General features: G+C 52.9%; 16 protein-coding genes, 1 other RNA gene and 1 pseudogene. 4 read left to right on the forward strand and 14 right to left on the reverse strand.

Annotation, left to right across the window (positions count from 1 at the left end; translation table 11 throughout):
* Nucleotides 1-176 precede the first annotated feature (176 nt).
* From Q3O06_RS04975 to ffs, 7 genes are all read right to left on the reverse strand, one after another.
* Entirely contained in the window at nucleotides 177-347 is a 171-nt protein-coding gene (locus Q3O06_RS04975) for a rubredoxin (RefSeq protein WP_002217326.1), read from the reverse strand.
* Nucleotides 348-921: 574 nt separating this feature from the next.
* Nucleotides 922-2,013, reverse strand: coding sequence for an acyl-CoA dehydrogenase family protein (locus Q3O06_RS04980; protein ID WP_118811623.1), 1,092 nt, complete (start codon nucleotides 2,011-2,013; stop codon nucleotides 922-924).
* A 135-nt stretch (nucleotides 2,014-2,148) separates the two neighbouring features.
* Nucleotides 2,149-2,697 carry a carboxymuconolactone decarboxylase family protein gene (locus tag Q3O06_RS04985; protein WP_301817953.1) on the reverse strand — a complete coding sequence of 183 codons (549 nt, stop codon included), beginning with the start codon at nucleotides 2,695-2,697 and terminating at the stop codon, nucleotides 2,149-2,151.
* Nucleotides 2,698-2,847: 150 nt separating this feature from the next.
* Nucleotides 2,848-3,219, reverse strand: a complete 372-nt coding sequence (locus Q3O06_RS04990) for a DUF2628 domain-containing protein (protein WP_114935473.1) — start codon at nucleotides 3,217-3,219, stop codon at nucleotides 2,848-2,850.
* 179 nt (nucleotides 3,220-3,398) lie between these two features.
* The gene (dld, locus tag Q3O06_RS04995) at nucleotides 3,399-5,090 is read right to left on the reverse strand and encodes a D-lactate dehydrogenase (RefSeq protein WP_301817954.1); all 1,692 of its coding nucleotides are present in this window, start codon (nucleotides 5,088-5,090) and stop codon (nucleotides 3,399-3,401) included.
* Between the two features lie 102 nt (nucleotides 5,091-5,192).
* The gene (locus tag Q3O06_RS05000) at nucleotides 5,193-5,606 is read right to left on the reverse strand and encodes a hypothetical protein (RefSeq protein ID WP_301817955.1); all 414 of its coding nucleotides are present in this window, start codon (nucleotides 5,604-5,606) and stop codon (nucleotides 5,193-5,195) included.
* Between the two features lie 221 nt (nucleotides 5,607-5,827).
* An RNA gene (gene ffs, locus Q3O06_RS05005) (signal recognition particle sRNA small type) lies at nucleotides 5,828-5,924 on the reverse strand.
* A gap of 250 nt (nucleotides 5,925-6,174) precedes the next feature.
* Here ffs and Q3O06_RS05010 point away from each other — a divergent pair.
* Together Q3O06_RS05010 and Q3O06_RS05015 are read left to right on the forward strand one after the other, a co-directional pair.
* Nucleotides 6,175-10,008, forward strand: a complete 3,834-nt coding sequence (locus Q3O06_RS05010) for a DUF3683 domain-containing protein (protein ID WP_301817956.1) — start codon at nucleotides 6,175-6,177, stop codon at nucleotides 10,006-10,008.
* 230 nt (nucleotides 10,009-10,238) lie between these two features.
* Nucleotides 10,239-11,240: a tRNA dihydrouridine synthase gene (locus Q3O06_RS05015; RefSeq protein ID WP_301817957.1), complete on the forward strand. Its 1,002-nt coding sequence runs from the start codon at nucleotides 10,239-10,241 to the stop codon at nucleotides 11,238-11,240.
* A 61-nt stretch (nucleotides 11,241-11,301) separates the two neighbouring features.
* Here Q3O06_RS05015 and Q3O06_RS05020 read toward each other — a convergent pair whose 3' ends face one another.
* The 3 genes from Q3O06_RS05020 to greA form a co-directional block, all read right to left on the reverse strand.
* A complete protein-coding gene (locus Q3O06_RS05020) occupies nucleotides 11,302-11,484 on the reverse strand; it encodes a hypothetical protein (protein ID WP_301817958.1) in 183 nt (60 codons plus the stop codon).
* Between the two features lie 171 nt (nucleotides 11,485-11,655).
* Nucleotides 11,656-11,799 carry a hypothetical protein gene (locus Q3O06_RS05025; protein ID WP_019272407.1) on the reverse strand — a complete coding sequence of 48 codons (144 nt, stop codon included), beginning with the start codon at nucleotides 11,797-11,799 and terminating at the stop codon, nucleotides 11,656-11,658.
* A gap of 135 nt (nucleotides 11,800-11,934) precedes the next feature.
* Nucleotides 11,935-12,411 carry a transcription elongation factor GreA gene (greA, locus tag Q3O06_RS05030; protein ID WP_002216944.1) on the reverse strand — a complete coding sequence of 159 codons (477 nt, stop codon included), beginning with the start codon at nucleotides 12,409-12,411 and terminating at the stop codon, nucleotides 11,935-11,937.
* Between the two features lie 391 nt (nucleotides 12,412-12,802).
* Between greA and aroA the strand changes: the two are divergent.
* Both aroA and Q3O06_RS05040 read left to right on the forward strand, forming a co-directional pair.
* Nucleotides 12,803-14,101 (forward strand): annotated as a pseudogene (gene aroA, locus Q3O06_RS05035) (3-phosphoshikimate 1-carboxyvinyltransferase); the annotation flags it as partial.
* Between the two features lie 68 nt (nucleotides 14,102-14,169).
* Nucleotides 14,170-14,664, forward strand: a complete 495-nt coding sequence (locus Q3O06_RS05040; RefSeq protein ID WP_301817959.1) for an Imm42 family immunity protein — start codon at nucleotides 14,170-14,172, stop codon at nucleotides 14,662-14,664.
* Nucleotides 14,665-14,735: 71 nt separating this feature from the next.
* Here the strand turns inward: Q3O06_RS05040 and purE are convergent, their stop codons facing one another.
* From purE to Q3O06_RS05060, 4 genes are read right to left on the reverse strand one after another with little or no spacing between them, the layout of a single operon-like run.
* The gene (purE, locus tag Q3O06_RS05045; RefSeq protein ID WP_301817960.1) at nucleotides 14,736-15,221 is read right to left on the reverse strand and encodes a 5-(carboxyamino)imidazole ribonucleotide mutase; all 486 of its coding nucleotides are present in this window, start codon (nucleotides 15,219-15,221) and stop codon (nucleotides 14,736-14,738) included.
* Between the two features lie 47 nt (nucleotides 15,222-15,268).
* The gene (locus tag Q3O06_RS05050; protein WP_301817961.1) at nucleotides 15,269-15,982 is read right to left on the reverse strand and encodes a tetratricopeptide repeat protein; all 714 of its coding nucleotides are present in this window, start codon (nucleotides 15,980-15,982) and stop codon (nucleotides 15,269-15,271) included.
* Nucleotides 15,982-16,650, reverse strand: a complete 669-nt coding sequence (locus tag Q3O06_RS05055) for a class I SAM-dependent methyltransferase (protein WP_061727091.1) — start codon at nucleotides 16,648-16,650, stop codon at nucleotides 15,982-15,984. Before Q3O06_RS05055 ends, Q3O06_RS05050 begins: the two co-directional genes overlap by 1 nt.
* A gap of 10 nt (nucleotides 16,651-16,660) precedes the next feature.
* Nucleotides 16,661-16,846, reverse strand: coding sequence for a DUF3460 family protein (locus Q3O06_RS05060; protein WP_301817962.1), 186 nt, complete (start codon nucleotides 16,844-16,846; stop codon nucleotides 16,661-16,663).
* Nucleotides 16,847-16,971: the final 125 nt, after the last annotated feature.

Below are 16,971 nucleotides of genomic sequence, written 5' to 3' on the forward strand. Positions count from 1 at the left end.
GGGGGGGGGGGGGGGTGATTTTTGATGTTTTTTGACGAAAATTTACATTCGGGCGGTTAAAAGGAAAAAGCCGTGTCGCATCTGTGCAACACGGCTTGGCGGGCTGAAAGGGATAAAGCGGTGTTCCCTGCCGCCGCAGGCGGAACGCTGGGATTTTCCGAGGGATTCGGCTGCCGCTATATCACGAAATCCAACAGGTAGAAATCTTCTTTGCCTACGCCGCATTCGGGGCATTTCCAGTCGTCGGGGATGTCTTCAAACTTTGTCCCGGGGGCGATGCCGTGTTCGGGGTCGCCGTGTTCTTCATCGTAAATCCAGCCGCAGGGGCCGCACATATATTGCGCCATTTGTGTTTCCTTGTTTTTTGTATAGTGGGTTAACAAAAACCGGTACGGCGTTGCCTCGCCTTAGCTCAAAGAGAACGATTCTCTAAAGTACTGAAGCACCCGTACTATTTGTACTGTCTGCGGCTTCACCGCCTTGCCCTGATTTTTGTTCATCCGCTATAAATCAGGGTTTGGGAGGATGGTGAGGTATCCGCCCGGTTTTTTTGGGGGTTGGGGTTTTTTTCGATAGATTCCTGTGGTTTTTCGGTTACTGGATTCCCACTTCCGTGGGAATGACGGTTTGGAGGTTTCGGTTTTTTCGATGGATTCCTGTTGCGTTAGGGGGCTGGATTCCCGCTTTTGCGGGAATGACGACCCCCGCTCCCGCGTCATTCCCGCGCAGGCGGGAATCTAGTCTGTTTGGTTTCTGTTTTTCCGATGGATTCCTGTGATTTTTCGTTTGCTGGATTCCCGCTTTTGCGGGAATGACGGTTTGGGGGTTTCTGTTTTTTCCGATGGATTCCTGTTGCGTTGGGGGCTGGATTCCCGCTTTCGCGGGAATGACGCGGTGGGGGTTTCGGCATTTTCCGCCTGTTTATTTTGCGGCTTCGATTGCCGCTATTTCTTTGCGCAGGTGTTTGATCGCGGGGGTTACGATGGCGACAAACATTGCTTCGCGGACGCGCCTTTGGGCGGGACTCCGCATCAGGTAGCCTTTTGCGCCGGAATGCAGGGCGGCGGATTGCGCGGCGGCAAGTGCCAGTACGGCGGCGGCTTCGCGCAGCTTGAGGGTGGCTAGGTTGTCGGGTGTGTTGTCCCACGCCAATCCGGCGAGCCGTTCGGTTTCTGCCCACGCGCCGTCCAACCTTGCTTTGAGGCTGTCGTAGCCGTCGTCGAGATAGCTGTTGACTTCTGCATTGACGATGTTGGCGAGGCGGATGATGCCGAGGCTGCCGTCTATCACGCCCGCGCCGATGCCGATTTGCAGGAGGATAAAGCCTGCTTTGATGCTTTGGATGTAGTCGGCAAACTGTTCGGGCGCGGCGATGATGTCTTCGTCGGGGATAAATACGTCTTTGAAGTTCAGGCTGAAGGTGCGCGTGCCTTCGAGGGCGCAAAATTCGGGGCAGTTTTGCAGGCTTACGCCTTCCCATTGTCCGCCGGTGATAAACATAACGTAACCGTCGCCGATTTGGGCGGTATTCGCCCAGATGTGGTCTTCGCCGATGTTGGATACCCACGGCAGCGCGCCGTTGACTTTGTAGCCGCCGTCCACGCGTTCGGCTTGAAGGTTGTGTTTTTCAATACCGGCAAGGTGTTTGACGGTATTGGACATTCCGGTGCCCGCCAATACTTTGCCTTGCAGGATGTCGGCGAGGTATTTGTCTTTGACGGCTTGGTTGGGCGTTTGGTGCAGATACCACGCGCAAGCCGCCTGACACCACGCGCTGAAGGAGGTTGCGCCGCATTCTTTGCCGATTTCGCGCAATACGGCGATTTGCGTTGCCAAACCCAAACCGTTGCCGCCTTCGGCTTCTGTACCGACCGAGGCATATCCGCCGATTGCGCCGAGTTCGCGCATAAATGCTTCGGGGTAGTATCCTTTGCGGTCGATGTCGTCCACTATGGGTTTGAGCTTGGTTTTGACGAGTTCGGCAACGTTGGCAATCAGGGTTTGGGCGTTCATCTTTGTTCCTTAAGGTTCGCGGGGGAATCGGGGGCGCGCCTGATGCGCGGCTGCTTCCCCTGCCGCTTGGGCGGCTTGTTTTTGTTTGAGGGGGTGTTTTTGAAAAACCGCCCGATATTCGGGCGGTTTGCCGTATCAGGCATAGGCCTGCAATTCGGGGTTGATTTCGGTTTGTCCGAGGTTGTTGACGTAGTTGCACAGGGTTGCCAAGGCAACGCCCATTACGACTTCGACTGCCTGCTGCTGGTTGTAGCCCGCATTGAAAAATGCTTTGAGTTCGTCGTCGGATACCGCGCCTTTTTTCGCCATTACGGCTTGGGTGAAGGCGGCGAGCGCGCCGAGTTTGGCATCGTCAAATTCGCCTGCCGCCAAAGCGCGCGCGGCTTTGACGGATTGTTCGGAAAGGAGTTTTTTCAGGGTTGCGAGTTTGGTATGCCCTGCCACGCAGAAGCCGCATTGGTTGGTGCGCGCGGCGATAATCTGGATCACTTCGACTTCGCCAGCGGTCAGACTGTTGGCGGCGTTGAGCTTGCCGACTTCTTGGTAAAACGCCAAGGCTTCGGGGGCGTTTGCCAATACGCCGATAAGGTTGGGGATGAAGCCGTTGTTTTTGAGTACCGCCTCGACGCGCGCTTTGGCGGCTTCGGGGGCGGTTTCGAGGGTGTGTACGGTTAAACGTGCCATGTTTCTTTCCTTGTTTGCAAATATTGGGGACGGGCGCATAGTACGCATTTCGGAACGGAATAGGAAAGACTGATTGGTTATGTGCTGCAAACAAAAAGTTATAAGAAATGCCGTCTGAAGCCTTTCAGACGGCATTGCCGGGAAACGCGCCTACCTGCCCCCGCGCCCGAAATATTGCGCCAATGCGGCTTGGGGGTTGGCGGCTTCGACTGTTTCGGGCAATTCGGTATAGCCGCGCGATAAAAGGTGGCGGGCATAAAGGCTGTTGCCCTTTGCGCCGAACCAGACGGAAACCGCCAAGCCCAATACGTTAAACGCCGAGTCTGTGGCGGGCGTGTCGCCGTAAACCAGTTGGGCAAACACCGCCAACACGAACATCGCGCCCGTCAGCCCCAGCCCCAAACCCCACATTCTTTTGAAACACGCCCACAGCGTGCCGAACAAGAGGCCCGGCCACGACCAGCCTTGTTTGACGGCTTGGGGCGGCAGGGCGGGATGGGTGTAGATTTTGTATGGTTTCATCGTGTTTCCTTAATGCTTCAAACTCGCCTTCGGGCAGAATCGGGGGCGGCTGCCGGAAGGTTGCACCCGTGTGCCGGCATACGGCTTGAACATGCCCGTCGGGGAACGCAAACCCGACAATGCCGTCTGAACGGTGTTTTGCCTTCAGACGGCATTGCCTGCCTTCAAAGCGGACGCGCTTATTCCGCCCAGTTTTTCTTTTTGCTGGTTTTGCCGATACCCGGGTTGAAGCTGTTGGTCGGGTCGAGTTTGCGGTAAAACTGTTTGAGCGCGGGCTTGGCTTCGTACAAATGGCCGACGTTGTGTTCAGCAGGATATTGCGCGCCGCGTTGGTCTAAAAGATGCAGCATTTCGTGTTCCAACGCCATACAGTCGTTGCCTTTTTTGATGATGTAATCCTGATGGAAAACGTGGCACATAAAATGCCCGTAATACAATTTATGGATGATTTTATTGTCGATTTCCGGCGGCAGTTTTTCAAACCAGTCGCGGTCGTCGCGGCGCAGGGCGATGTCGAGCGCAACCAAGTCTTCCACTTCGTCGTCATGCACGGCGCGGTAGCGGATGGCGGCGGAAGCGACGGCGAAACGGTGCAGCATGGCGGCTTGGGTTTCTTCGGCGTTGCATTCGAAAAACGAGCCGCCGTGGTGTGCAAAATATTCTTTCAGGAACGCGCGCGCTTCATCCACGCCTTTTCCGCCCATTTTCAAAATCAGATGGTGTTCGTATTTATCGCGGTAATCGCGCATGGATTTGGGCAGGTGGTCGGGCAGGAATTTGCTGACGAACTGCATTGCCTTGTCGGAAAAATGTTTGGGCAGGAAGCTGACTTTTTTGCCGAACCTGTCCACGCGCGCCTTCAAATCAAATAATTTCGGCAGTTGGTGCGTACCGAATTTTTTGATGACGTAAAACGTGTCTTTGCCGTACACGTCGGCAATGTCGAAAGCGTGGCGGTGGATGTATTCGCCGGAAACAGGCAGGCTTTCAAATTCGCCCAAGGCGGCGCGGCGGATGTCGGTCAGCTCGTTGATGTCATTCGTGCCGATGTAGAACACGGCCGTTTGTTTTTCTTGCGGGAAGGTGTCCAAGCGGACGGCGAAAACCATCAGTTTGCCCGCGCAGCCCGAGGCTTCGTAATGACGCGCGGGGTCGGCATTGAAACGCGCGGCGGTCGGTTCGTCCACTTGACGGACGTGTTCGCAATAAGCGTGGTCGTGTCCTTTGCCCGCATCTTGCGTAATGTCTTTGTTTTGATAATGATGACCTTGAAGATTGGTCAGGATTTCTTCGGGCGTACTACCCAAATCTATGCCCAAATGGTTGACCAGCTCCAGTTTGCCCTCTTCGTTGATTTGGGCAAACAGCGCCATTTCCGTGTAGGCCGGGCCGCGCTGCACCAATGCTCCGCCAGAGTTGTTGCACACGCCGCCCAAGACAGACGCGCCGATGCAGGATGAGCCGATGACCGAATGCGGTTCGCGCCCCAAAGGTTTCAGCAGCAATTCAAGCTGGTTCAGGGTAGAGCCGGGCAGGCAGACAACTTGTTCATTGTTGTTGATGGTTTGGATGATGTTCATCCGCATGGTGTTCACAATCACGATGTCGCGATCGTAATCGTTGCCGTCGGGGGTCGAACCGCCCGTCAAACCAGTATTCGCCGCCTGCGTAATCACAATCACGTCCGCTTCAACACAGGCCTGCAAAATTTTCCACATTTCCAGAATGGTTCCGGGGCGAACCACCGCCAACGCCCTGCCCTCGCCGAAACGGTAACCTTGGCGGTATTGTTCGGTTTTCGCGGGGTCGGTAATGATGTATTTTTCGCCGGTGATTTGGGTCAGACTTGACAGTAATTGTGATGCGCTCATGGCAGTTTCCTATCGGGATAAGCGGCGGCGCAAATCCCGGTACGCCGCCGTATGTTCAATTTGAATATTTTGGTGCGGCAAGTTGCACCCTGCAAATTATTTTTAGTTAAAGAAATAATGCAATTTGATATTTTTGGCATTTGCCGCGTTTTCCAGATCGGCCTTGTCGCTTTCGCTGTCGCCCATCATATAGACACTGACATTGTTTCCGACTTTCTTTACATGGTTTAAGGAATAAAGTGCGGTCGCCTTATTAAGCATTTGGCTGCTTCCCACCACGCCGACGTTGATATTATCCGCGCCGAGCATTTCAATCATATTTGATGCCGAAGGCGATCCGGATGTTTTAATCATTCCGACAGCCACCACATCGGAAAGCGGGTTATTTGTCGCGGGAACCTGAACAACGACAGAACGTTCTCCCTGCGGCATTTCAACCATCAGCCTGCCGACATTGACACCTGTTGCGCAAGCTGCAAGCATACCGGTGAGGGTTATCATTAGAAGTTTTTTCATTTGCCTACTCCTTTAGTCTTTAATCAAACTGCCCTGTTCGTCATATAACTTGAAATTGAACCATACTTCATTTTTATGAAGCCGGTTCTTCATTGGCCTGTATGGATACATTGTAATGATGCGTTATGGCAAAGTAAAGAAAATGCCGTCTGAACGGCTTTCAGACGGCATCGGTGCGGTACGGGAACGCCGGAACATTAAAGCTCCGGCGTTTCAAATAGGGCGGCGGGCCAAACCCCCGGCACTGGCGCATCGAAGTGGGCTGCTGGCTTCCGCCCCTGACCCGGTGTTCCGACTTGCCATGCGGGGAGACCCGCCTCAAGAAGCCGCACATTATAGCGGTTTTTGGGAAAAACTCAACCGTTTCGGCGCAATCATACCGCCCGAAACGCCAAATTCGGCGATATTGTCAACAATATTTCCGCACGGCATTTTGTTTATATGGGCATATTTCCCATTCCGACATTGAAAAATATCAAAAATTGAACTACATTATCGCCTTTTCAAATCCGCCTGAAACCGACTTTCAGACGGCATTCAAATAAAAACTGCCAAACACGGACACACCATGACCACGACTACCGCCCCGCAGCGTATTCGGGAAATCCCCTACAACTATACTTCCTACACCGACCGCGAAATCGTCATCCGCCTGTTGGGCGGCGAGGCGTGGCAGATTCTGCAGGACTTGCGCGGACAGCGCAAAACCGGGCGTTCGGCGCGGATGCTGTTTGAAGTGTTGGGCGATATTTGGGTGGTCGTGCGCAATCCGTATCTGGTCGATGATTTGCTGGAGCATCCGAAACGCCGCGCCGCGCTGGTACGCGAAATGCGCCACAGGTTGAACGAAATCCGCAAACGCCGCGACGATAATCGGCAAGTCGATGTCTTGATTGCGGCGGCGGAAAAGGCGGTCGGGCGTTTTGATAGCAGTTTTGATGAAACGCGCCAAAAGCGGCAGCAGATTTTGGAACGCTTAAGCAAAATTACCAAGCCGCACAACATCATGTTTGACGGATTGGCGCGCGTAACGCACGTTACCGATGCGACCGACTGGCGCATGGAGTATCCGTTTGTCGTCGTCAATCCCGACACGGAGGCGGAAGTCGCGCCTTTGGTGCGCGCCTTAATCGAGTTGGACTTAGTCATTATCCCACGCGGCGGCGGTACAGGTTATACCGGCGGCGCAGTACCTTTGGATGCAAACAGCGCAGTCATCAATACCGAAAAACTCGACAAGCATCGCGGCGTGGAATTTGTCGAACTGGCGGGCTTGGACGGCAAACATCCGATTATCCATTGCGGCGCGGGCGTGGTTACGCGCCGAGTAGAAGAAACCGCGCATCAGGCAGGTTTGGTATTTGCCGTTGATCCGACTTCCGCCGATGCGTCCTGCGTGGGCGGTAATGTGGCGATGAACGCGGGCGGTAAAAAAGCCGTGCTGTGGGGGACGGCGTTGGACAATCTCGCCTACTGGCAGATGGTCAACCCGCAGGGCGAATGGCTGCGCATCGAACGCGTGCGCCACAATTTCGGCAAAATCCACGATGAAGAAACCGCCGTGTTCGACGTTCACACGTTGGATTCAGACGGCATCAATGTCGTTAAAACCGAACGCTTGGAAATCCCCGGCCACAAATTCCGCAAAGTCGGTTTGGGCAAAGACGTTACCGACAAATTCTTGAGCGGCCTGCCCGGCGTGCAAAAAGAAGGTACAGACGGCATCATCACCAGCGTTGCCTTCGTGTTGCATAAAATGCCGAAATACACGCGCACCGTGTGTATGGAGTTTTTCGGCACGGTCGCCACCGCTACGCCGTCCATTGTCGAAATCCGCGATTTCTTGCTTGCACATGAAAGTGTACGCCTTGCCGGTTTGGAACATTTGGACTGGCGTTATGTCCGCGCTGTCGGCTATGCCACCAAAGCGGCAGGTAAAGGCCGACCTAAAATGGTCTTGCTGGCAGACGTGGTTTCCGACGACGAAGCCGCCGTACAGGCAGCCGCCGAACACATCTGCGAACTTGCCCGCGCCCGCGACGGCGAAGGCTTTATCGCCGTGTCGCCCGAAGCGCGCAAAACCTTCTGGCTCGACCGCAGCCGCACCGCCGCTATCGCCAAGCACACCAACGCCTTTAAAATCAACGAAGACGTAGTGATTCCGCTGGAGCGGCTGGGCGAGTATTCGGACGGCATCGAACGCATCAACATCGAGCTTTCCATCCAAAACAAACTCAAACTCTGTGCCGCCTTAGAGCAATATCTTTCGGGCAAACTCCCCATCGACAAAATGGGCACCGACCTGCCGACCGCCGAGCTTTTGGGCGAACGCGGCAAACACGCCCTGGCCCACGTTTCCGCCGTCAAAGCACGTTGGGAATGGCTGCTTGACAATTTAGACACGCCGCTTGCCGACTATAAGGCTCGCTATGGCGCAGCCGTCCATGCCGCGCCCGAAGCCAAAGACAATGAAAGTTGCTTTATTGCCTTCCGCGATTTCCGCCTGCGCGTGTCTGTCAAAGCGGACGTAATGAAGCCGCTTTCTGAAATCTTCAGCGGCAAAACAGATACCAAAATTATCCAAGGCTTGGGCAAAATCCATGCCAAAACCGTACGCAGCCGCGTCTTCGTCGCCCTGCATATGCACGCTGGCGACGGCAACGTCCACACCAATATTCCGGTCAATTCGGACGATGCCGAAATGCTTCAGACGGCCTATCGTTCGGTCGAACGCATTATGAAAATCGCCCGTTCGCTCGGCGGCGTGATTTCCGGCGAACACGGCATCGGCATCACCAAGCTCGAATTTCTGACCGATGAAGATTTGCAACCGTTTTGGGACTACAAAAACCAAGTCGATCCGAAACATACCTTCAATCGTCACAAACTGATGAAAGGCTCGGACTTACGCAACGCCTACACGCCGTCGTTCGAGCTTTTGGGCGCGGAATCGCTGATTATGGAAAAATCAGACCTCGGCACCATCGCCGATTCCGTCAAAGACTGCCTGCGCTGCGGCAAATGCAAACCCGTCTGCTCCACCCACGTTCCGCGTGCCAACCTGTTGTACAGCCCGCGCAACAAAATCCTCGGCGTGGGGCTCTTGACCGAAGCCTTCTTATACGAAGAGCAAACCCGCCGCGGCGTTTCCATCAAACACTTTGAAGAACTCATGGACATCGGCGACCACTGCACCGTGTGCCACCGCTGCGTCAAACCCTGCCCCGTCAACATCGACTTCGGCGACGTAACCGTGGCCATCCGCAACTACCTTGCCGATTCCGGTCATAAACGCTTTGCGCCTGCGGCTTCAATGGGCATGGCATTTCTGAACGCCACCGGCCCAAAAACCATCAAAGCCCTTCGCGCCGCCATGATACAAACCGGCTTCCCTGCGCAGAACTTTGCCTACAAAATCGGCAAGCTTCTTCCGATTGGCACTAAAAAGCAAAAAGCCGAACCGAAAGCCACCGTCGGTACCTCCTCAATCAAAGAACAGGTTATCCACTTCATCAACCGTCCTTTGCCCAAAAGTGTGCCCGCCAAAACACCGCGCTCCATGCTAGGTATAGAAGACGACAAGAGTATTCCCATCATCCGCAACCCTGCCACGCCTGAAAATGCCGAGGCCGTGTTCTATTTCCCCGGCTGCGGTTCCGAACGCCTGTTCAGCCAAATCGGGCTCGCCGTTCAAGCCATGCTCTGGCACGTCGGCGTACAAACCGTCCTGCCGCCCGGCTATATGTGCTGCGGCTATCCGCAGGACGCGGGCGGCAACAAGGCAAAAGCCGAAGAAATGAGCACCAACAACCGCGTCGCCTTCCACCGTATGGCGAACACCCTCAACTACCTCGACATCAAAACCGTCGTCGTCAGTTGCGGCACTTGTTACGACCAGCTTGAAAAATACCGCTTCGAGGAAATCTTTCCCGGCTGCCGCATCATCGACATCCACGAATACCTGCTCGAAAAAGGCGTGAAACTCGACGGCGTGAAAGGTCAGCAATACCTCTATCACGACCCTTGCCACACACCGATTAAAACCATGAACGCCACCCAAATGGCCAGCAGCCTGATGGGGCAGAAAGTCGTCTTAAGCGACCGCTGCTGCGGCGAATCCGGCATGTTCGCCGTCAAACGCCCCGACATCGCCACACAGGTCAAATTCCGCAAACAAGAGGAAATTGAGAAAAACCTCAAAGAGCTGCCGCAGGGCGAACCCGTCAAAATGCTGACCTCCTGCCCAGCCTGCCTGCAAGGTCTGAGCCGCTACGCCGACGACAACAATATGCCTGCCGACTACATCGTCATCGAAATGGCGAAACACATCCTCGGCGAAAACTGGCTGGATGAGTTCGTCAAAAAAGCCAACAACGGCGGCGTAGAGAAAGTGTTGCTGTAACAACGGACACGGAAATGCCGTCTGAACGCCGAAAGCCTTCAGACGGCATCGTTTGAACCAAATATAGTGGATCAAATTTAAATCAGGACAAGGCGACGAAGCCGCAGACAGTACAAATAGTACGGAACCGATTCACTTGGTGCTTCAGCACCTTAGAGAATCGTTCTCTTTGAGCTAAGGCGAGGCAACACCGTACTGGTTTTTGTTAATCCACTATACCTACCCAAATCATGATTGACAGACAAACAAACGAACCCAAACAAAAAACCCGAATCATCCTTGCCCCCATGCAAGGGCTGGTAGACGATGTGATGCGCGACCTGCTGACACGGATAGGCGGCTACGACGAATGCGTCAGCGAATTTGTACGCATTACCCATACCGTGCATTCCCGCGCCACATGGTTAAAATATATCCCCGAAATCGCCAACGGAAACAAAACGTTTTCCGGTACCCCGTGCACGGTTCAGCTTTTGGGCAGCGATGCGGACAATATGGCAGAGAATGCGCTGGAAGCCGTCCGCTTCGGTGCGGACAAAATCGATTTGAACTTCGGCTGCCCCGCGCCCACCGTCAACAAACACAAAGGCGGCGCAATACTTTTAAAAGAGCCGCAACTGATATTTCATATCGTCAAAACGCTGCGCGGACGTTTGCCCGCACATATTCCGTTGACGGGGAAAATGCGGCTCGGCTATGAAGACAAAAGCCCTGCTTTGGAATGCGCCTGTGCGATTGCCGAAGGGGGCGCATGCGGACTGACCGTGCACGCGCGCACCAAAGCCGAGGGTTACGAACCGCCGGCGCATTGGGAATGGATACGCAAAATCCGCGATACCGTCAATATTCCCGTTACCGCCAACGGCGATGTCTTCAGCCTGCAAGACTATATCGGCATCAAAACAATCAGCGGCTGCAACAGCGTCATGCTGGGGCGAGGCGCGGTCATCCGCCCCGACTTGGCGCAGCAAATCAAGCAATACGAGAACGGCGGGCCGGTCAAAGACACGGATTTTGCCGAAATTTCCAAATGGATACGGCTCTTTTTCGATTTATGCCTGGCAAAAGAGGCAAACAACAAATACCCGATTGCCCGCCTTAAGCAATGGCTGGGCATGATGAAAAAAACGTTCGCCCCGGCGCAGACGCTGTTTGACCGCGTCCGAACGGTTAAGGATGCGGATGAAGTCCGCCAAATCCTGAGCGCATTCGAGTATGAGATGAATGTTTGACTGTTTCCCGTGCTTCAAAGCAAATGCCGTCTGAAAACCTTTCAGACGGCATTTGCTGTCTTTATTGCCGTTTTTCCCCTGCTTTCGGCGTATTTTTGTTTTTCAGCTTCGCACCCAAGCCCAAACGTCTTTCATAATCCGATTGGGGGGTATCGTCTTCCTGCATGCCGAATGCGCTGGCATTGACCCACAGCGACAGCAGCGAAACGATAAAGGCGAAAAAACCGACTACATACCAAAACATTGCCCCTCCCGATTTGTTAAAATCATATCAAATACGGTACCAAATCTACCACAAGCCCATGGTCAAATAAATCTTCTACCCGCATTATTTCATTCATTTACTTTGGAAATAAAAAAGGACACCTGAAAATTTTGCAAAACTTTTCAGATGCCCCGATTTGACAAATTCGAATCAACCGCCGCACGCACCGCAGCAGCCGCCCTCGCTGTGTCCGCCTTTTTTATCGTCGCCGGCAACGGGCAATTCGACTTCTTCATTTGTTTTTTCTGCATCTTCAGGCAAGTCGTTGACTTTGATTTTAGCAGTTTCGCTCATTTCGCCACCTCGTGGAAAACAGTTTAAAAGATTCGGAAATATAGCATGTTTAACCTAAGCATGAAAAGGGGAAGCAGCATGGAAAATGCCGTCTGAAACCGAAGGTCGGCCTTCAGACGGCATTTTACCGCCGAATCAAATATACCGGACTTCGATAATGTCGTATTCGCGCACGCCGCCCGGTGCTTGGACTTCCGCCGTATCGCCCTCTTCCTTGCCGATTAGGGCGCGGGCAATCGGTGAGCCGACATAGATTTTGCCCTGTTTGATATCGGCTTCGTCTTCGCCGACAATTTGGTAGGTAACGTGTTCTTCCGTTTCCAAATCTTCCAGCGTAACCGTCGTACCAAACACGATTTTTCCTTCGGCATGGATTTCGGTCGGATTGATGATGTGGGCAACGGAAAGTTTGTGTTCCAGCTCGGAAATGCGGCCCTCGATAAAACCTTGGCGTTCTTTGGCGGCTTCGTATTCGGCGTTTTCGGACAAATCGCCGTGCGATCTGGCTTCGGCAATCGCTTCGATCACTTCGGGACGCGCCACGCTTTTGAGCTGCTGCAATTCCTGTTTCAGCAATTCCGCACCGCGTACGGTCAGGGGGATTTTTTGCATCGGTCTTTTTTCTCCATATTCCGGCACACCGGTTTGCGGCAGCAAGCATACCGCGTACCGTCTTGCTTTGTGCGTCCGGATATTAAAATAAAAACACAAGCCGCCCGGAAAATCGGCGGCTTGTCTGTCGTTGAACAGCGGCTATTCTACCAAATTCTATGAAATTGGCAATCGTACCGTACCGTCTGCAAACGCCACCTGCCCGCAACAAAAGCCGAAAATATATCGGCAAAAAAATTTTAGAAACAAAAAATTTAAAAATAATCAATTTTCGGCACAAAAAACCACATTTACGGACTTTAAAACCGAAAATGCCAAACCTGAGATTTTTCAGACGGCATTTGCACCAGTATAATGCAGGCTGTTTTTATCTTTATATTTACGTTTTGCCATGACCGAATCCGTCCGCCTCCCCGCCGCCCGTCTCAAACCTTCCACCGTCGCCCTGCCCGGCTCCAAAAGCATCAGCAACCGCACCCTGCTGCTCGCCGCCTTGTCCGACAATACTTGTGAAATCCATTCCCTGCTCAAATCCGACGATACCGGTCGTATGTTGGAAGCACTTGATAAACTCGGCGTTGAAATCGAATATCTTGCCGAAGGCCGTCTGAAAGTGCACGGCACAGGCGGACGTTTCCCCAATCGGACTGCCGATTTGTTTTTAGGCAATGCGGGCACGGCGTTCCGTCCGCTGACCGCCGCGCTGGCTGTTTTGGGCGGCGATTATCATCTGCACGGCGTGCCTCGTATGCACGAACGCCCCATCGGCGATTTGGTCGATGCGTTGCGGATTGCCGGCGCCGATGTCGAATATCTCGGCAACGGACACTATCCGCCGCTTCATATTGGCAAACGTCAAGACCGCGGCGAGCGCGTGATTCCGATTAAAGGCAATGTGTCCAGCCAGTTTCTGACCGCCCTTTTAATGGCGTTGCCGCTGACCGGACAGGCATTTGAAATCCGTATGGTCGGCGAGTTGATTTCCAAGCCCTATATCGACATTACCTTGAAACTGATGGCGCAATTCGGCGTACAGGTTATCAATGAAGGCTACCGCGTTTTCAAAATCCCCGCCGATGTGCACTACCACGCGCCCGAACACCTGCACGTCGAAGGCGATGCCTCCAGCGCGTCCTACTTCCTCGCAGCCGGTTTGATTGCCGCCACGCCCATCCGCGTTATCGGTATCGGCGCAAACAGCATACAGGGCGATGTCGCCTTTGCCCGTGAGCTGGAAAAAATCGGTGCGGACGTGGTTTGGGGCGAAAACTTCGTCGAAGTCTCGCGCCCGAAAGAACGTGTCGTCCTAGCCTTTGATTTGGATGCGAACCATATCCCCGATGCCGCCATGACCCTCGCCATCCTCGCACTTGCCACAGGGCAAACCTGCACGCTGCGCAACATCGGTTCGTGGCGCGTCAAGGAAACTGACCGCATTGCCGCAATGGCGAACGAGTTGCGCAAACTCGGTGCAAAAGTCGTCGAAGAAGCCGAAGCGATTCACATCACCCCGCCTGAAACGCTGACACCCGACGCCGTCATCGACACTTACGACGACCACCGCATGGCAATGTGTTTCTCGCTGGTTTCCCTGTTGGGCGTACCCGTCGTCATCAACGATCCGAAATGCACCCATAAAACCTTCCCGACTTATTTTGAAGTGTTCTCTTCGCTGACCGAAACAGCGGAAACGGCTAGTGGAATGGATCGCAATAATATAGGCACAATCCCCAAAGAAATACGAAAAGGATACTAATTATGATATTTGGATGTAAGAAATTTTTTGCTATTGAAGTAACCAAGCTACCAATAAAATCCTATTATTCCACAATACCATTGAGAATTTGGATAAATTCTATACCGCTAGGAACATTTAATGATGAGACCTATATTCCCGTATTTATAGCCCGCCTTGAGCGATGTTTATCGAATCAAATTAGATTACCGGAAGATATTATTAATTCCAATACCAATAGGAAATTTTATTATCTAATCAATGATGAGACCACTAGTGAATATATTGTAGGGCTTGGGGATTCATTTGATGATTATCAAATGTATTATTTTAATAATAAAAATCGTGTTTCATTTTTATGGAAATTACGTGAAAATACATTTTCAAATTATAGCTATGAATACGATTGCAACGATTTATTTGAGTTTGAATTAGAGAAGAAGATAATTGAAAATAGTATACTAATTTTTAAGGAAGCTATCGATAATAATATTAAATATAATATTGTGAAAATATAAGATGGAAAAATGCCGTCTGAAACCCGAAATAGGGCTTCAGACGGCATTTGTGTATTTGCGGACGGCGGGTTTTAAATCTGTTCCAATTCCATGTTTAAAACGGTTTGTTCCTGTTTTGCTCGGAAGTCTGCCAGTTTTTGCGCCAGTTCGGGATTTTCATTGGCCAGCATGGAAACGGCAAACAATGCCGCATTGGCCGCGCCTGCCTCGCCGATGGCGAATGTGGCGACAGGTACGCCTTTGGGCATTTGTACAATCGATAAAAGCGAATCTTCGCCGCGCAGGTATTTACTGGGGACGGGTACGCCCAAAACGGGGACGGTGGTCTTGGCGGCAACCATGCCGGGTAAATGCGCCGCGCCGCCTGCACCCGCGATGATGGCTTTGATGCCGCGCGCCCGTGCGGTTTCGGCGTATTCAAACATCAAATCCGGGGTACGGTGTGCGGAAACGACGCGCGCCTCGTATTTCACGCCGAAGTCTTCAAGAAACTGCGCTGCCTGCCGCATAACGGGCCAATCGCTGTTGCTGCCCATAATGATGCCGATTTGTATCATAAATCCTCCTTGGTGCGGATGGGGTAAAAAGCGGAAAAATGGAAAAACTATCGTTTGCGTACGGCTGCGGCGGCGCGTTTTGCCGCCGGGCTGCCCGGGTAAGCCTGTATCAGTCCGCGCCAGGTCGCCCTTGCAATGTCTTTTTGCTGAAGCCTGTATTGGCATTCGCCGATTTTGAATATGGCTTCGGGCGCGGTTGGGCTGTCTTTGAAACGGTTGGCGTAACGCCCTCCGATTTCGATGACGGATTCGCAGTTGCCCATACGCGCCCTGCTTTGCAGCAACAGGTACATACTGCGTTGCGCGATGCTGCCACCATCTCCGCCGTCCGCGCCTTTCAACAGGGCGGCTGCGGCGGCGAACCTGCCGTTTTGATAGTGTTTGAGTGCCTGATTGTAGAGGTTTTGTGCGGTTTCGACGGTATGTGCGGATGCGCTGCCGCCTTCGGTATTGAGGTAATGCTCTTTCAACTTGCGGTCATCGAGTTTTTGGACGTATGTCCTGCCGGAAGGGTGTGTTTTCGCATGCTCCAGTGCTTTGACTTTGCCGTTTAAGGTTTCCACTTCGTTCGACAGGCGGATAATCCTGTTTTCCAAATCGTCCAAACGGTCTTGCAGAGTGGGAACGGGATAGGGAATGCCGTCTGAAGCATTTTCCCGTGTCGGCATTTCGGTTCGGCTGCCTGTCGGAACGGGTGAACTGGAAGCACAGGCGGCGGATACGGTCAGCCAAACAATAAAAAGCAGTAATCGGGTCTTCATTATTTTTTCAGCAGCAGGGTCAAACCGTCGCCGACGGGCAGGGTGATGGGGACGATGCGCGGGTCGTTCGGCAGGTTTTGATTGAAATCTTTGAGGATGCCGACGCTGGGCGGCGCATCGGAAGCCGCTTCGCGCATCACCCTTCCGTTCAACAAAATATTGTCGATGGCAATAATGCCGCCTTGCCGGACAAGTTTGAGGCAACGCTCGAAATATTGCGGCGTGGGCGGTTTGTCTGCGTCTATCAGTGCCAAATCGTAGCTTCCGGCTTCGCCTTGTGCAATCAAATCATCCAATGTCAGTAATGCGGGTTGCAGGTGCAGGCTGATTTTATGTGCCACGCCTGCCTCGTTCCAAACCTGACGCGCCGTATCGGTAAAGGTTACATTGATGTCGCAGGCGGTAATCCGCCCGTGTTCGGGCAACGCCAATGCAAGCGCGGTGCTGCTGTATCCGGTAAACACGCCGATTTCCAGATATTTTTCCGCGCGAATCAGCTTTGCCAGCCAAACCAAAACCGCCGCCTGTTCGCGCGCAATCGCCATTTTGCCCATACGGTGATGCCCGGTCTTCTCGCGCAGCCGCGTCAAAACGGGATGTTCAGGTTCGCCGATGCTGTTCAAATAGTTTTGCAGGTCGGGGGCGACATTGGACAGATTGGTCGTCATTTCGGCGGATTCAGTCTTGGTAATAGGTATAAGGTTTTTTCGCTACTTTTGCCGCCTCGAAGTTTTCCTGTTCTTCGGGACTAAGTTCGACATCCCACAAAAGCCCTCGGTTTTTCAAACGTTCTTGCGCCAATTCAGGTTTTTCTTCAATCAGGCGGTTGAGGAATTGTGTGGCATCGGATTGGTAGTGGTACATCTTTGTGCTCCAATTTTACGGGATACGGCGTGATTATACTGGTATTTTCCAAACGGGATAAACGGCTTTTATCAAGAATACGGGCAGAAAGATGAGGGGTTTTATTATAGAATAAGACGTTTTTT

The sequence above is a fragment of the Neisseria maigaei genome, assembly GCF_958267405.1.
GTDB classification, from domain to species: domain Bacteria; phylum Pseudomonadota; class Gammaproteobacteria; order Burkholderiales; family Neisseriaceae; genus Neisseria; species Neisseria bergeri.

What these genes read in the sequence shown, in the direction of transcription:
- Q3O06_RS04975 (WP_002217326.1), bottom strand. Translation starts at nt 347, where the DNA reads ATGGCGCAATATATGTGCGGCCCCTGCGGCTGGATTTACGATGAAGAA.
- Q3O06_RS04980 (WP_118811623.1), bottom strand. Translation starts at nt 2,013, where the DNA reads ATGAACGCCCAAACCCTGATTGCCAACGTTGCCGAACTCGTCAAAACC.
- Q3O06_RS04985 (WP_301817953.1), bottom strand. Translation starts at nt 2,697, where the DNA reads ATGGCACGTTTAACCGTACACACCCTCGAAACCGCCCCCGAAGCCGCC.
- Q3O06_RS04990 (WP_114935473.1), bottom strand. Translation starts at nt 3,219, where the DNA reads ATGAAACCATACAAAATCTACACCCATCCCGCCCTGCCGCCCCAAGCC.
- dld (WP_301817954.1), bottom strand. Translation starts at nt 5,090, where the DNA reads ATGAGCGCATCACAATTACTGTCAAGTCTGACCCAAATCACCGGCGAA.
- Q3O06_RS05000 (WP_301817955.1), bottom strand. Translation starts at nt 5,606, where the DNA reads ATGAAAAAACTTCTAATGATAACCCTCACCGGTATGCTTGCAGCTTGC.
- Q3O06_RS05010 (WP_301817956.1), top strand. Translation starts at nt 6,175, where the DNA reads ATGACCACGACTACCGCCCCGCAGCGTATTCGGGAAATCCCCTACAAC.
- Q3O06_RS05015 (WP_301817957.1), top strand. Translation starts at nt 10,239, where the DNA reads ATGATTGACAGACAAACAAACGAACCCAAACAAAAAACCCGAATCATC.
- Q3O06_RS05020 (WP_301817958.1), bottom strand. Translation starts at nt 11,484, where the DNA reads ATGTTTTGGTATGTAGTCGGTTTTTTCGCCTTTATCGTTTCGCTGCTG.
- Q3O06_RS05025 (WP_019272407.1), bottom strand. Translation starts at nt 11,799, where the DNA reads ATGAGCGAAACTGCTAAAATCAAAGTCAACGACTTGCCTGAAGATGCA.
- greA (WP_002216944.1), bottom strand. Translation starts at nt 12,411, where the DNA reads ATGCAAAAAATCCCCCTGACCGTACGCGGTGCGGAATTGCTGAAACAG.
- Q3O06_RS05040 (WP_301817959.1), top strand. Translation starts at nt 14,170, where the DNA reads ATGATATTTGGATGTAAGAAATTTTTTGCTATTGAAGTAACCAAGCTA.
- purE (WP_301817960.1), bottom strand. Translation starts at nt 15,221, where the DNA reads ATGATACAAATCGGCATCATTATGGGCAGCAACAGCGATTGGCCCGTT.
- Q3O06_RS05050 (WP_301817961.1), bottom strand. Translation starts at nt 15,982, where the DNA reads ATGAAGACCCGATTACTGCTTTTTATTGTTTGGCTGACCGTATCCGCC.
- Q3O06_RS05055 (WP_061727091.1), bottom strand. Translation starts at nt 16,650, where the DNA reads ATGACGACCAATCTGTCCAATGTCGCCCCCGACCTGCAAAACTATTTG.
- Q3O06_RS05060 (WP_301817962.1), bottom strand. Translation starts at nt 16,846, where the DNA reads ATGTACCACTACCAATCCGATGCCACACAATTCCTCAACCGCCTGATT.